At 69.6% G+C, this 13,393-nt stretch carries 11 protein-coding genes; 1 reads left to right on the top strand and 10 read right to left on the bottom strand.

The genetic code is table 11. The features are described from left to right. Genes GT347_RS15480 through GT347_RS15450 form a run of 7 tightly spaced genes read right to left on the bottom strand, consistent with a single transcriptional unit; the run spans window position 1 to window position 6,804 of the window. Window positions 1-681 (bottom strand): isochorismatase family cysteine hydrolase, encoded by a 681-nt coding sequence (locus tag GT347_RS15480; protein WP_160553034.1) that lies wholly within the window; start codon window positions 679-681, stop codon window positions 1-3. A gap of 14 nt (window positions 682-695) precedes the next feature. Next, complete coding sequence (locus GT347_RS15475; protein WP_160553033.1) at window positions 696-1,622, bottom strand: ABC transporter permease; 927 nt, start codon at window positions 1,620-1,622, stop codon at window positions 696-698. Window positions 1,623-1,632: 10 nt separating this feature from the next. Next, the gene (locus GT347_RS15470) at window positions 1,633-2,739 is read right to left on the bottom strand and encodes an ABC transporter permease (protein WP_160553032.1); all 1,107 of its coding nucleotides are present in this window, start codon (window positions 2,737-2,739) and stop codon (window positions 1,633-1,635) included. Next, window positions 2,732-4,249 carry an ABC transporter ATP-binding protein gene (locus tag GT347_RS15465; RefSeq protein WP_229722330.1) on the bottom strand — a complete coding sequence of 506 codons (1,518 nt, stop codon included), beginning with the start codon at window positions 4,247-4,249 and terminating at the stop codon, window positions 2,732-2,734. Before GT347_RS15465 ends, GT347_RS15470 begins: the two co-directional genes overlap by 8 nt. Further along, entirely contained in the window at window positions 4,246-5,328 is a 1,083-nt protein-coding gene (locus tag GT347_RS15460) for a BMP family ABC transporter substrate-binding protein (protein WP_160555379.1), read from the bottom strand. Before GT347_RS15460 ends, GT347_RS15465 begins: the two co-directional genes overlap by 4 nt. A 55-nt stretch (window positions 5,329-5,383) precedes the next feature. Further along, window positions 5,384-5,785: a VOC family protein gene (locus tag GT347_RS15455; RefSeq protein ID WP_160553031.1), complete on the bottom strand. Its 402-nt coding sequence runs from the start codon at window positions 5,783-5,785 to the stop codon at window positions 5,384-5,386. 17 nt (window positions 5,786-5,802) lie between these two features. Beyond that, window positions 5,803-6,804: an isopenicillin N synthase family dioxygenase gene (locus GT347_RS15450; RefSeq protein ID WP_160553030.1), complete on the bottom strand. Its 1,002-nt coding sequence runs from the start codon at window positions 6,802-6,804 to the stop codon at window positions 5,803-5,805. Window positions 6,805-6,919: 115 nt separating this feature from the next. On the opposite strand from GT347_RS15450, the gene rutR reads away from it, so the two are divergent. Then, window positions 6,920-7,711 carry an HTH-type transcriptional regulator RutR gene (rutR, locus tag GT347_RS15445; RefSeq protein ID WP_160553029.1) on the top strand — a complete coding sequence of 264 codons (792 nt, stop codon included), beginning with the start codon at window positions 6,920-6,922 and terminating at the stop codon, window positions 7,709-7,711. Window positions 7,712-8,266: 555 nt separating this feature from the next. Here the strand turns inward: rutR and GT347_RS15440 are convergent. From GT347_RS15440 to GT347_RS15430, 3 genes are all read right to left on the bottom strand, one after another. After that, on the bottom strand, window positions 8,267-9,397 hold the full coding sequence (locus GT347_RS15440) for an IS481 family transposase (RefSeq protein ID WP_160553028.1): 1,131 nt from the start codon (window positions 9,395-9,397) through the stop codon (window positions 8,267-8,269). 172 nt (window positions 9,398-9,569) lie between these two features. Then, window positions 9,570-12,251, bottom strand: coding sequence for an AAA family ATPase (locus GT347_RS27850; protein ID WP_160553027.1), 2,682 nt, complete (start codon window positions 12,249-12,251; stop codon window positions 9,570-9,572). Next, window positions 12,248-13,387: a metallophosphoesterase family protein gene (locus GT347_RS15430; protein ID WP_160553026.1), complete on the bottom strand. Its 1,140-nt coding sequence runs from the start codon at window positions 13,385-13,387 to the stop codon at window positions 12,248-12,250. Before GT347_RS15430 ends, GT347_RS27850 begins: the two co-directional genes overlap by 4 nt. Window positions 13,388-13,393: the final 6 nt, after the last annotated feature.

The following is a 13,393-nucleotide window of genomic DNA, read 5'->3' as shown; positions in this document are numbered from 1 at the left end:
TCAGGCCGCGGCCCGCCACACCCGCAGCAGTTCCTGCGAATCCATCACCAGCCCCAGGTGCAGCGACACCATGCTGAGCGCCGCCCCCTCCAGGTGCGCATCGGTGCCGCGCACCAGGTCGCGCAGCACGATCACCCGGTAGTTGTAGTTGTTGGCATCGAAGGCGGTGTTGAGCACGCAGCAGTCGGTGAAGCCGCCGTCCAGCACCACCGTCTCGATGCGCTGGTTGCGCAGCAGGAAATCCAGGTCGCTGGGATAGAAGGCCGACAGGCGGCGTTTGGTGCTGACCTGCATGTCGGTGGGCTCGACATGGGTGCACCACTCGGTCCACTTCGATCCCTCGATCGCATGGCCGGCGGAGTTGGGGATCTCGCCCACGTACAAGGGGAAGGTGCGGCGCCAGGCGGCGGGGATGCCGTTCAAGTCGTCCTCGCCGTTGGGGCGCACGGTGGCGCGCACATGCACCAGGCGCACGCCGAGCGCTCGCACCTGCGCGTGGAAAGCATCGAGCGGCGCGACCAGGTCGCGGGCACGCGGTGCGGGGCAGGGACAGTCGGGCGACTCGTCCAGATGGCCGCGGTGCATGTCGATGGAGATGACGGCGGTCGTGGCCGGGTTCAGGTAGTCGGCGAACCCGGCGGGGTCGAGTTCGCGGGGCTGTTCGTAGACGTAGGCTTGCATGATGGATGCCGGGGCTATCGGCGTTCTTCGCGGAGGTAGGGCTCGCCCAGGGCGCCGGGGGTTTCGTCGGCGCCGCGCCGGGTGACGGCCACCCAGACCATCACGCCCAGGGTGACGAGATAAGGCGTCATCAGCACGAAGTACTGCGGCATGGCGATGCCGGCGGCCGAGAGTTGGGGGATGAGTGTCTCGATGCCGCCGAAGAGCAGCGCGCCGGCGAAGGCCCGCCAGGGCGACCAGCGGGCGAAGATGACCAGGCCCACCGCGATCCAGCCGCGCCCGCCGGTCATGCCGGCGATCCACAGCTTGGTGCTGATGACGGCGATGTAGCCGCCCGCCAGCCCCACCAGCGCCGAGCCGGCGACGATGGCCAGGAAACGGGTGCGCAGCACCGGGATGCCGGCGGCGTCCGCCGCCTGCGGGTTCTCGCCCACCGCGCGCAGGCGCAGGCCGGCCACGCTGCGGTTGAGGTACAGCACCACGCCGGCGATGATGAAAGGCACCAGGTACACCACCACGTTCTGGTGGAACAGCTTGCCCACCACCGGCAGCTGCACCAGCGGGCCGAGCGCCACCGCCGTGAGGCCGGTGACCGGCTGGTTGGTCCAGCCCAGCAACGTGCCCAGCAGCCCGGTCAGCCCCTGGCAGAAGAATACCAGCGCCAGCCCGGCGATCACCTGGTTCACCCGCAGCCACACCACCATCACCGCGAACAGCACCGAGACGGCGGCAGCGGCCAGCATCGAGCCGATGAGGGCGATGCCCGGCTCGTGCACCGCCAGCTGCACGCCGATGCCGGCCAGCGCGCCGACCAGCATCAGCCCCTCGGCGCCCAGCGACAGCACGCCCGCGCGTTCGGACACGATGAGCCCCAGCGCAGCCAGCGCGAAGGGGACGGCGGCGTCGGGCATATTGCCCAGCCAGTTGGCGATCAGGTCCATGGTCGGCGTATCAGTGCACCGCTCCCACGGCGCGGATGCGGTGGCGGATGAAGAAGTCCGACGAGGCCACGCAGACCACCAGGATGGCCTGGATCAGCTGCACCATCGAGAACGGGATTTGGTAGAACACCTGCAGGCTGCGTCCGGCCACGAAGAGCGTGGCCACCACCACGGCGACCACACTCGCGGCCAGCGGGTTGTTGCGGGCCAGGAAGGCGATCAGGATGCCGCTGAAGCCATAGCCGTTGTAGAAGGCCTGGGTCAGCCGCCCCTCCTGCCCCGCCGCCACCATGAAGCCCGCCAGACCGGCCAGCGCGCCCGACAGCAGCACCGAGGCCATCACCAGCCGCCGCACCGGCACCCCCACCGCATCGGCCACCCGCTGGCTGGCGTGGATGAAACGCAGGTAGAGCCCGGCGCGGCTTCGGTCCACGAACCACCAGGCCAGCAGGGCGACCACGGCGGCCAGCACGATGGCGCTGGAGAAGCCGTCGAAGATCTCCGGCAGGCGCTCGAAGGGCTGGAACTTGGGCGAGTAGGGGAAAGAGTCCTTCGGGTCCTTCCAGGCGCCGTAGACCAGGTGCAGCAGGAAGTTGGCCGCCACGTAGTTGAGCATCAGGCTGGAGATGATCTCGTTGATGCCCAAGCGCATCTTCAGCGCCAGGGGGAAAACGCTCCAGGCCAGCCCGCAGGCCAGGGCCGCGCCGGCCATCAGCCACATGCGCAGGGCGGGCGGGCCGATCTCGTGGATGGAGACGAAGGTGGCGCCGATGGCGCCCCAGATCATCTGGCCCTCCAGCCCCAGGTTCCAGAAACGCGCCCGGAAGGCCAGCGCCGCCGCCAGCCCCACCATCACCATGGGCGCGGCCTGGAACAGCACGGCACGCAGGTTCTCCGGATCGGTGAAGGTCTGGACGATGAATTCGTTGAGCAGGTCGGCCGGCGAGACACCGGCCGCGACCAGGATGGCGCCGCTGATGAAGAGCCCTGCGAAGACGGCCAGCGCCAGGACCAGCACCTGCTGCGGCCAGCCCAGCTGCTGGCGCAGTTCGAGGGTGTAGCGGCGCTCCAGCAGGGGCACGAAGCGGCGGGGTGCGGAAGATGGGGATTCAGGCATGCGCCACCATCGCCTGGCCGATGGCCTGGCGTTCGGCCGGCGCGGCAAATTCCGCCACGATGCGGCCGCGCACGATGACACCGACGCGGTCGGCCAGGGCCAGCACCTCGTCGAGATCCTCGCTGATCAGCAGCACCGCCGCGCCACCATCGCGCGCTGCGCGCAGGCGTTCGTGCACCTGGGCGCCGGCACGCACGTCGAGGCCGCGGCTCGGGCTGTGCGCCAGCACCAGGCGCGGCTTGCGGCCGAACTCGCGGGCCAGCACCAGCTTCTGGGCATTGCCGCCGGACAGCAGCGCGGCCTTCTGCCTGAGCGAGCGCACGCCGAGCACGTCGAAGGCCTTCACCGCCTCGGCCGCATCGGCCTCCATGCGGCGCCGGTCCAGCCGGCCGGCCCGGCCGTAGCGGCCGGCATGCACCTGGCCGATGCCGAAGTTCTCGGCCACCGTCAGCGCGCCGGCCAGGGCCAGGCCGTAGCGGTCGGCCGGGATGGCGGCGATGCCGAGTTCACGGCGCTGCACCGTGCTGGCCTGGGTCAGGTCGCCGAAGCCTTCCAGTTCCATGCGGCCTTGCGACAGGGGCAGCAGGCCCATGATGGCCTGGGCCAGCTCGCCCTGGCCGTTGCCGCCGACGCCGGCCAGGCCGTAGATCTCGCCGGCATGCACCGTCATCGACAGGCCGTCGAGCATGCCGGCGCGGATGTCCTGCAGCTGCAGCCGGGCGGCGCCGCGCGGCGCCACGGTGCGCTGTGGCGGCGGTGCGGCCTCGCCCACGGTCAGGCGCACCAGGTCGGACTCGGAACTCTGGCCGGGATCGACCGTGGCGATGGTGCGGCCGCCGCGCATCACCGTCACCCGGTCGGCATAACGCATCACGTCGGCCATCTTGTGGGTGACCAGCACCACCGCTGTTCCGCCCTCGGCCAGCCGGCGCACGGTGGCCAGCAGGCGCGCGGCCTCCTGGTCGGTGAGCACGGCGGTCGGTTCGTCCAGGATGAGGATGCGGGCGCCGGCCAGCAGCACCTTGAGGATCTCCACCCGCTGCTGCTCGGCCACGGAGAGCTTGTCCACCCGCCGGTCCGGGTCGATCTCGAAGCCCAGCGCATGGGCCTGGGTGAGGATCTCGTTGCGCACCCGGCCCAGCCGCTTGCGATAGCCGGATTCCTCGGCATCGTCGGGCGTGGGCAGGCCCAGCAGGATGTTCTCCGCCACGCTGAACGGCGCCACCAGCTTGAAGTGCTGGTGCACCATGCCGATGCGGTGGCGTGCCGCATCGCGCGGGCCACCCAGGCGCACCGCGTTGCCGTCCACCAGCAGCTCGCCGGCCTCGGGCGCATAGAGACCGGCGGCGATGTTCATCAGCGAGGACTTGCCCGCGCCGTTCTCGCCCAGCAGGGCATGCACCTCGCCCCAGCGCGCCGAGAACTGCGCGTCGGCCAGGGCGACGAAGCCGTCGAAGGATTTGTGGATGCCCGACAGTTCGAGCGCATGGCCGGGCATCGTGGTCGTCACTTCTGCGTGATCACGCCCTTGACGTACCAGTCCATCTTCCACAGGTCGGCATCCGACAGCGTGGCGCCGGCGGCCACCCGCTCCTTGCCGTCGCGGTCTTTCAGCGGGCCGGCGTAGACCTGCTTGCCCTTCATGATCGCGTCGCGCTCGGCGGTGATCGCGGCGGCCTTGTCCTTGGGCACGCCGGGGCCGAAGCCGGCGATGTCGGTGCCGCCGTCCTTCATCTCGATGAAGGCGCCGTAGGGCTGGGGCTTCCAGTTGCCGGCCATGACCTTCTTCAGTTCGGGCACCAGGAACTTGTCCCACACCCACACCGAGGAACACAGCGTGGCCTTGGGCGCGAACTGGCGCAGGTCGCGGTGGTGGCCGGTGCCGTACACACCGCGCTCCTGGGCGACGAGCTGGGGCGTGGGCGAATCGACGTGCTGGCCGATCACGTCGGCACCCTGGTCGATCAGCGCCATGGCGGCGGCGCGTTCCTTCACCGGGTCGTTCCAGGCGCCGGTGTAGATCACGGTGACGGTGGCGGCCGGGTTCATCTTCTGCGCGCCGAGGGCGAAGGCGTTCACCGTCCAGTTCACCACGCCGAAGGGGTTGGCGGCGACGAAGCCCAGCTTGCCGCTCTTCGATGCCGCGCCGGCCGCCATGCCGCAGAGGTACTGGCTCTCGTAGGTGCGGCCGTAGAAGGATTCGAGATTGGGCCCGTTGGTGGTGCCCGAGCCGTTGAGGAAGGCCACGTCCGGATACTTGGCGGCCAGTTCCTTGAAGGCGTCCGAATAACCAAAGGCGGTGCCGATGACGATGTTGGCGCCGCGCTGGATGAACTTCTCGGCCGCCGGCTTGATGGCCGAGGCGTCTTCCGGAACGCTCTCCACGAACTGGATCTTCTGGCCGAGCGCGGCCTCCACCTTCACCCGTGCTTCGTCGAAGGCCTGGGTCCAGCCGCCGTCGTTCTTGGGGCCGAAATAGATCATGGCGATCTTGGGCTTGCCCTTGAGGGTGAAGCCCTGGGCCGCCGCCTGCGCATGCGCCTGCAGGGACACGGCGGCCAGGGCCAGCAGGGCGAAGACGCCGCTCATCGAACGCTTGACGGACATGGGATACCTCGTTGGGGAGATGAAGAAGAAAGCAAGCTCAGACCGCCTCGCGGTCCATCATGAAATTGATGCGGAAGACATTGCCCTCCGGGTCCAGCAGCACCGCCTGGTACCAGTGGTAGTAGGTCTCGTAGGGCGCCTTGATCAGCGTGGCGCCCTCGGCCAGCGCGCGCGGCACGGTGGCATCGACCTCGTCGAGGGAATCGACATCGATGTTGAGCAGGAACTTCACACCCTGCGTCTCGGCATGCTCGTCGAGCTTGAGCAGCCCGTAGGCCTCGGCCGCGTTGAAGCCCAGGCTGCTGCGGCCGGTGTCCAGGCCGCGGAAGATGGGAGAGCGGATCGCCTCGATCTCGGCGAAGCCGAAGACCCGCTGGTAGAAGCCGCTCAGCGCCACGATGTCGTGCGCGAAGATGTTGACGTAGGAGAGATGCGCCATCGCCGTTCGCTGCGTCCTCAGGCCATGGCCTTGGTGCCGCCGAAGGTCGTCTGCTTGACGAACTTGGAGGTGAGGTGGTCGCCCGAAGTCACTGGCGCGTACTTCGGTGCCTCGCCCGGCGCCAGGCAGCTCGGCAGGCATTCCACGACGGCGTCGTAGTTGGGCTGGTGGAAGAACACCAGCGACTGGCGGCGGTTGCCGCCGGCCGTCTCGAAGGGCGGGTTGTCGACCCGGTGCAGGGTGGAGATCCACTGGTCGTTGGTCCACTGCATCATCAGGTCGGCGATGTTGACCACCAGGCTGCCGGGCACCAGCGGCACGTCCACCCACTGGCCGGCCTTGTTGAAGACCTGCAGGCCCTTGTCGTCGGGCAGCACGATGGTCAGGCTGCCGTAGTCGCTGTGCGCGCCGGCACGCAGCTGGCCGGGCAGCGGGGCCTCGCGCTGGGGCGGGTAGCTCAGCACGCGGAACATGCTGATGTGTCTGTCGATCTTGTCGTCGAAGAAGCGTTCGTCGAGCTTCAGGGCCAGGGCGAAGATGCGCATCAGCTCGCGTGCCAGTTGGCTCATCGCGTCGAAGTACTCGGTATAGGCCTCGCGGAAGCCCGGGATGTCGGGCCAGCGGTTGGGCTCGAAGTGGGCGCCTGCGGCCGGGCCGCGGTGGTAATCGTCCTCGGGCACGCCGGAAGGGCCGATGGAGAAGGACTCCTTCAGGTCGCCCGGGGCCTGCTCTTCCAGGCTGTACGACAGGCCCTCCTCGCCCACCGCGCTGAAGCCGCGCACGGCGTCCTCGCGCGGGCGGTCCACCCGGCGCTTGTCGGCCAGCGGCAGGGCGAAGAAGGTGCGCGATGCGGCGGCCACGCGCTCGATCAGCGCGGGGTCGATTCCATGGTGGGTGATCACCAGGAAACCGATGCTGCGGCATGCCTCGTCCACCGCGCGGGCGACGGCGGCCTTGCCTTCGGGGGAGCCCTCGAACCAGGGCGACAGGTCGATCACGGGAACGGACAACAGGGTCATGGCTTTGCCTCGCGGTGTTCGGTGCTGGCGGGGCGGAATGCAAGGTCCGTGCCATTTGGACCAAATGGTCAAAAGCGCTTGTCGGCCTGCTGGGCGCTGGGCCACACTTGTCCGCATGCCTATCCAGAAGAAGCCCTTGGTGGCCGTGAAAAAGAAAGCCGTGCGCGCGCGGGTGGCCGCCAAGCGAGGTCCTGCATCGGCCGTTCGCCGGCCGCGGCAGGCGGAGGACAAACGCAGCGTGATCCTGCAGGCCGCCCTGGGCTTGTTCTCGCGCTTCGGGCTGCATGGCACCACGGTGGACCAGGTGGCGGCGCGGGCGGATGTCTCCAAGAGCAATCTGCTCTATTACTTCGCCAACAAGGAGGACCTGTATGTGCAGGTGCTGCGGCAGCTGCTGACCGTCTGGCTGGAGCCCTTGCGGGGGTTCAGCGTGGAGCAGGATCCGCGGGAGGCGATCTCGGACTACATCCGGCGCAAGCTGGTGGTGTCTCGGGACAGTCCCGAGGCTTCGCGGCTGTTCTGTCTGGAAATGGTGCAGGGTGCACCGCTGCTGCGCGATGAGCTGGGGCGGGAGTTGCGGGACTTGGTCGAGCGCAAGTCCGACGTCATTCGGGCCTGGGTGGCGGATGGGCGGCTGGCGGCTGTCGAGCCTCACCATCTGATCTTCGCTTTGTGGGCCACCACGCAGCACTATGCGGATTTTGGGGTGCAGGTGCAGGCTTTGACGGGGCGGACGCTGGACGATCCTGTGTTCTTCGAGGAGGCTGTTGGCAGCTTGCAGGCTATTGTTCTGGATGGGGTTTTGGGGCGGGTTGCTGCTCCTGTTTCTGTTACTCCTGCGGAGGGCGGGGCTGGGGCTGCGCGCCCCAGACCGCGCTCACTTTCTTTGCTTCGCCAAAGAAAGTAAGCAAAGAAAGGCGACCCGACACCCGAGGCCCTTCGGGCACCGCTGCGGTACTCGCAAAGGCGGGGTCCACGACAACTCGCTACGCTGCGCTTCGCTCAAACAGGTCGTGGCCCTGATCCGCCTTTGCTCCGTTCCTCGCTCTCGGGCTCACGGGACCCGGGAGCGGGGACAGCGGCTGCTTCGCAGCGCAACGGGCCGTCGCTGCGCTCGGCCTCCGATTGAATAACCCGCCCTTTGTCATCGGCCGCATTTCAGTGGAGGCCGAGCGCAGCGACGGCCCGTCGCCCTGCGAAGCAGTGGCTGCCCCCGCTCCCCGGGTCCCGTCTGCGGGTGAGTGAGGAGCGCAGCAAAAGCGGATCAGGGCCACGACCTGTTTGAGCGAAGCGAGTTGTCGTGGACCCCGCTTTTGCGAGCACCGCAGCGTGCCCCCTCCGAAGGAGGGGGACTCCCGCAGCCGGGTCGCCTTTCTTTGCTTACTTTCTTTGGCGAAGTGTATGGACCGGGGACATGGCTGACACATGTACGAAGACATGGTTGACGCATTCTGCTGTTGATTCAGTGCGCTCTCAAGTCGATCTGCTGAAGCCAGTGATGCATGAAGAAGACGTTGAACAGGCCATCTGTCTGGCCGTGCGGACGCACGGCCACGGGCAGGCCCCGCAGTGCGTTTGACACCCTGTAGCGGCGCCCCCTGAAGCGCAGCTCGCCCAGCCACTTCACGGTCATGACCGTGTCCCCGGGACCGTATTCGATCTCCGGCAGCACCTCGGGATAGCAGCGGGGACTGGCCTGGTAGCGGCTCATCGGCGTCTGCATGGCAATGCCCTGGTGCGGACGCTGCTGGTTGTAGACATCGCGCCAGAGGTCGAAGGCCTGCTGCGCACTGCCGAGATCGCTGAACACGCGGCCCTGCAGGACCTCGGCCTTGAGCGTTCGGTGGAAGCGCTCGTCCTTGCCGTTGGTCTGGGGGTGGTAGGGCCTGCTGAAGCTCACCCGCACGCCGCAGCGGATCAACCAGACCGCCAGGCCGCTGAGCTGCCCGGGCTGGCTCGGTACGCCCCAGGGCGCGCCGTTGTCGGCGTTGATCTGCTCGGGCATGCCGTAGCGGCGGAACACGTCCACCAGATGCTGCTCGACCGCCTGGCTGGTCTCGCCTGGACAGGCGCGGATGGCGAGGTTGAAGCGCGAGTGGTCGTCGAGCAGCGTCAGGGGGTGGCAACGCCCCGAGGCCAGCGGGAAGTGGCCCTTGAAGTCGATCTGCCAGAGCGCGTTGGGCCGCTCGCGCTCGAAGCGTTGCCAGGGCGTGGCCGCGGCACTGGCGGCGCTGGAGATCAGGCCGTGGCGATGCAGGATGGAGTTGACGGTGCTCGGCGCAAGGCGCGGGTGGCCCAGCGTGTGCAGCCGCTCAGAGAGCTTGCGCCCGCCCCAGGCCGGATGCTGCAGGCGCAGGGCGACAACGGCCTGCTGCAGCGCTTGGGCGGTGGCTGCCGGGCTCGACTGCGGGCGTCGCGACAGATCGCTCAGGCCGCTCGAGCCCAATTGCTTGTAGCGGGCGATCCACTTGTAGCCGGTCTGCGCGCTGATGCCGAAGCGCCGACACAGCTCGCGCCGGTTGGCGCCGTCCTGCAGGGCCAGGCTGACGAATTCTTCTCGAAGGCTCATGGTGTCTCGGGTGCTCCAGGGCATGGTCTGTTCTCCCCTCGGGCAGCTCGCCCGAAGGTGTCAACCATGTCATCGCACACCTGTCACCTATGTCCCCGGTCCATACAGCGAAGCAAAGAAAGTGAGCGCGGTCTGGGGCGCGCAGCCCCAGCTCCGCCCTCCGCCAGGAGAACCAGCCCTCCGCCAAGGAGAAGAACTAAGAAGAAGCAAGCCCGACAGCCCGAACCAAAACCCCCATATCCCGCCACCCCTCAGGATGACAGGTAAACAGCAAAACCTGATGCCTCTGCGCAGCATCGAACACCACCCGCTTCATCAACCCCAGCCTCCCGGCATCGCTATGCACCAGCGCATCGTCGAGGATCAGCAAGGTAGGTCGCCCCGCCTCCCGCAGCAGATCGGCATAGGCAAACCGGCTGATCACCCCCAACTGCTCCCGCGCCCCGAAGCTCAGCGAGGCAAACACCCCGGCATCCTCCCCGCCGCCAGCAGCAGGCCGCACCAGCACATCGGGCGTGAGGCCCTCCCCCACCGTCACTCGGCCCTGCGCGAAGAGAAGCTTCAGATACCGCTCCAGATGCCGCTGCAAAGGCGCCCGCAACTGCGCCAGCGCAGCCTGCCGCCGCGACTGCAACTTGCCGCACAGCAGGTCCAGCGCCGCCGCACGCCGCTGCAGCTCCGACAGCCGCTGCCGCGCACGCGCCAGTTCGCCATCGGCCGTCTGCCGCTGCTCGTCCAGCCCCGCCGCCCCGGCCTGCTGCAAGGCATGGTCCAGCACCTGGATCTCGGTATGCCGCTGGCCGTGCGCCAGTTCCAGCTGGGCGATGCTGCGGCCGAGCCGGGCGATGTCCTGCTGCACGATGTCCGGCCGGGCCTGCTCGCGCTGCCGGGTCAAGGCCTCGACCAACGCAGCCTGCAGCCGCAGCTCCTGCGCCAGCTCGCCCAGCTGCTGCTGTGCCTGTTCATGGCGGGCCTGCTGCTGCGGATCGCGCAGCTCCTCCTGCAGCAACTCCAGCGCACGGGCGCGCGACTGGTGCTCGGCCTGGGCGATGGCCTGGGCCTGCTGCGCCTCGGCCAGGAGGGCGCGGGCCTGGCGGTCGAACTGGTCGGCCGCATCCTGGGCACGCTCGGCGGCGGCCAGTTCGGGCGCGGGCTGCGGCGGCGCGGGCGGCAGCTGCGCCAGGGCTTCCTGGCTGGACTGCATCAGGCCCTCGGCCTGGGCCAGGCCGTCCCGCAGGGGCGCGATGCCCTGGGGCGCGACCTGCTGCAGCGCCTGCCGCGCATGCTGCAGGTGGATAAGCAAGGCCTGCTGCTGCCCGAAACGCGCTTCGGCCTGGGCCACATCGACCAGGCCCAGCGCCTGCAGGCGCTGGGCAAGCCGCACACGCGCGGCCTCGCATTGGGCGGCCAGGCCGGCCAGGTCCTGCCCGCCGGGGGTGATGCTGAGTTCGCCCAGGCCCGGCAGCTGCAGCCGGACCGGCTCGCCCAGCAGGCGTTCGCCCTCACCTTGCAGGCGTTCGTCCGTGCCCGGCTCGCCTTGCAGCACCAGGGCCTGGCCGTCGAGCAGCTTGAAGGACAGGCGGGTGGACACGGCCTTGCGCTGCAGCAGCAGGTCCTGCCAGCCGCGTTCGAGCTGGCGCAGTTCCTTCAGCTGCGCCTCGCCCAGGGTGTGGGCCGCCGCCTGGGCCTGCAGTGAATCCAGCGCCTCCTGGCTGGCCAGCGCGGCCTGCAGCGTGCGCTGCTGGCGGTCGCGGGTCTGCGTGGCCGACTGCTGCTGCGCCTGCAGCATGGTGCGTGTGGCCTCCTGGCGCGCCAGGGCCAGGGTCTTGCGGGCGTGGTCGGCGGCGGCGCGGGCCTCGTCGGCATGGCGCTGGGCCAGGGCGGCGGCCGGGCCGGCCTGCTGCACGCCGTCTGCCGCCAGTGCGGCTTCCTGCTGGCCCGACGCCAGGCGCTGCTGCAGTCGCTCATGGGACTGGATCTGCTGCAGCAGCAGCTCGCGCCGGCCCTGCATTTGCTGCAGGCCGGCGCCGGCATCGGCCAGCTGACGGGCCGCCTGGGCCAGGGCCTGCTCGGTCTGGCGGGCGGCGGCGAGCTGTTCGCGCAGCGGCTCCCAAGGGCGGTCCTGCTCGTCCTGCAGATGCTGGGCACGCAGTCGGGCGAGCTGGTCCACCTGCTGCTGGTAGCTGGCGATGCGGCCGGTCACCTCGGCGAGCCGCTGCTGCAGCTCCTCGGCGCGGGCGATGGCCTCCTGGTAGGCGCCGCGCGGTTTGCCGGCGCTGGTCAGCAGCTCGTTGCGCTGCAGCTCGAAGCGGGCGAGCAGTTCGTCGCCGCCGGTGGCCGCCAGGGCGCCGGCGCTGTCCTGGCTGATGCGCTCCTGCAGGGCGGTGTGGATGTGCTTGCGTGCATGGCTGGCGGCTTCGGCGAGTTCCTGGCCGCTGCCCTGCTCCACCCACAGCAGGCCGGGAATGCCCCAGTGCTCGGTCTTGCTGGCGCCCTTGCTGGCGTACTGGAAGCCGATCAGCGCGGCCAGGTGGTCTTCGGCATCGGCGCCGTCCCAGGTCTGGCCGCCGAGGCTCAGGCTGCAGCGGGCGCGGGTGCCGAGAAATGATTTCTGCAGCCGGCCGGGCTGGCCGTCCAGGGTGAAGTCGATCTCCACCGCGGGCAGCGCGCCGGCATCGCCGCGCGGGCGCAGGTCCTCGACCATCTTCGAGCGGTAGCGCTCGAAGAAGGCGGCGCGGATGGCGCGCACCAGCGTGCTTTTGCCGGCCTCGTTGGGGCCGGCGAAGATGTTGAGGCCGGGCTCGATGTCCTGCAGCTCGAAGGGCTGGCGGAACTGGCGCAGCTCCTGCACCCGCAGGCGGTTCAGGTACAGGCTCATGCCGCGGCTCCCTGCCCGCCGGCGGCCGGACGCTCCAGCAGGGCCGAGCCGAGCAGGGCCAGGGCGTCGCGGGCGGTCTGGCCGGCCGGGTCCGGCATTTCCTGTTCGGCGCGCAGCTCGGCCAGGATCTCCACCAGGTAGCCATCGACGTTCAGCGCAGAGAAATCCTCGTCGCTCGGCGTCATGCGCAGGCCGGCCTGGTCGATGCCCAGGTGGCGGATGCGCGCGGCGGCCTGGTCCAGCCCGGCCTGCAGGCGCTGCTGGCCGGCCAGGGTGAGCTGGCCCTGCACCGTCAGGTCGAGCACGGTTTGCGGCGACAGGGCCTGCAGGCCATCCAGCAGTTCATCCAGATCCGAAGGCACGGACAGCACGGCCGCCTGGCTGCGCCACTCGAACTGGCCGACCGGCAGCGGCGTGACCACCGGCAGCGCCCCCGGCGCATCGATGCGCACCAGCAGGGCCTGGCCGGCATCGTTGGCCTTGAAGCGGTCGGGCTCCGGCGTGCCGCTGTACCAGCAGCGCTCGTCGATGCGTTTGCAGCCGTGCCAGTCGCCCAGGGCCAGGTAGTCGAGGCGGGCGCGCTGGCAGCGATCCGGCGCGATCGGGTTGGCCGAATCGATGGTGTCGGCCAGGATGCCCTGCACGCTGCCGTGCGCCAGGCCGATGCGCAGCCAGCCTTCGGGGCTGGGCGCGGTGTCGAACCAGGCCGTCGTGTCGCCGTAGGTGTGGCGCTGGGTCAGCGGGGCCGGCAGCACGGCGGTGCGGAGGCATTCCAGCAGCAGGGGCTCGGGCGACAGGGCCAGGTGCACATGGGCGGGCACCACCTCCAGGCGGCGCGCCCGGGTCCACACGCTCTCGGCCAGCGCCGCATCGTGGTTGCCGGGGATCAGCACCCAGGGCCCGGCGAAACCCGCCATGGCCAGGAAGAGGCGGCGGATGGTGCGGTCGGACACCGTCTGCGCATCGAACACATCGCCGGCCACCAGCACCGCATCCACGCCATGCTGCACCGCCAGCGCGGCCAGGCGCTCGACGGCGGCGGTGCGGGCCTCGGCCAGGGGCACCGCGTCTTCGGGCGGGAGGGTGGCGTAGAGGCGGCCGATCTGCCAATCGGCGGTGTGCAGGAAGGTGGGCATGGGTCG

The sequence above is a fragment of the Xylophilus rhododendri genome (genome assembly GCF_009906855.1).
Taxonomy (GTDB): domain Bacteria; phylum Pseudomonadota; class Gammaproteobacteria; order Burkholderiales; family Burkholderiaceae_C; genus Xylophilus; species Xylophilus rhododendri.
The sequence above is the reverse complement of the archived record's forward strand: the minus strand, read 5'-3'. Positions and strand labels throughout refer to the sequence as shown.

Coding starts and splice junctions, on each gene's coding strand:
- GT347_RS15480 (WP_160553034.1), bottom strand. CDS start 681: ATGCAAGCCTACGTCTACGAACAGCCCCGCGAACTCGACCCCGCCGGG.
- GT347_RS15475 (WP_160553033.1), bottom strand. CDS start 1,622: ATGGACCTGATCGCCAACTGGCTGGGCAATATGCCCGACGCCGCCGTC.
- GT347_RS15470 (WP_160553032.1), bottom strand. CDS start 2,739: ATGCCTGAATCCCCATCTTCCGCACCCCGCCGCTTCGTGCCCCTGCTG.
- GT347_RS15460 (WP_160555379.1), bottom strand. CDS start 5,328: ATGAGCGGCGTCTTCGCCCTGCTGGCCCTGGCCGCCGTGTCCCTGCAG.
- GT347_RS15455 (WP_160553031.1), bottom strand. CDS start 5,785: ATGGCGCATCTCTCCTACGTCAACATCTTCGCGCACGACATCGTGGCG.
- GT347_RS15450 (WP_160553030.1), bottom strand. CDS start 6,804: ATGACCCTGTTGTCCGTTCCCGTGATCGACCTGTCGCCCTGGTTCGAG.
- rutR (WP_160553029.1), top strand. CDS start 6,920: ATGCCTATCCAGAAGAAGCCCTTGGTGGCCGTGAAAAAGAAAGCCGTG.
- GT347_RS15440 (WP_160553028.1), bottom strand. CDS start 9,397: ATGCCCTGGAGCACCCGAGACACCATGAGCCTTCGAGAAGAATTCGTC.
- GT347_RS27850 (WP_160553027.1), bottom strand. CDS start 12,251: ATGAGCCTGTACCTGAACCGCCTGCGGGTGCAGGAGCTGCGCCAGTTC.
- GT347_RS15430 (WP_160553026.1), bottom strand. CDS start 13,387: ATGCCCACCTTCCTGCACACCGCCGATTGGCAGATCGGCCGCCTCTAC.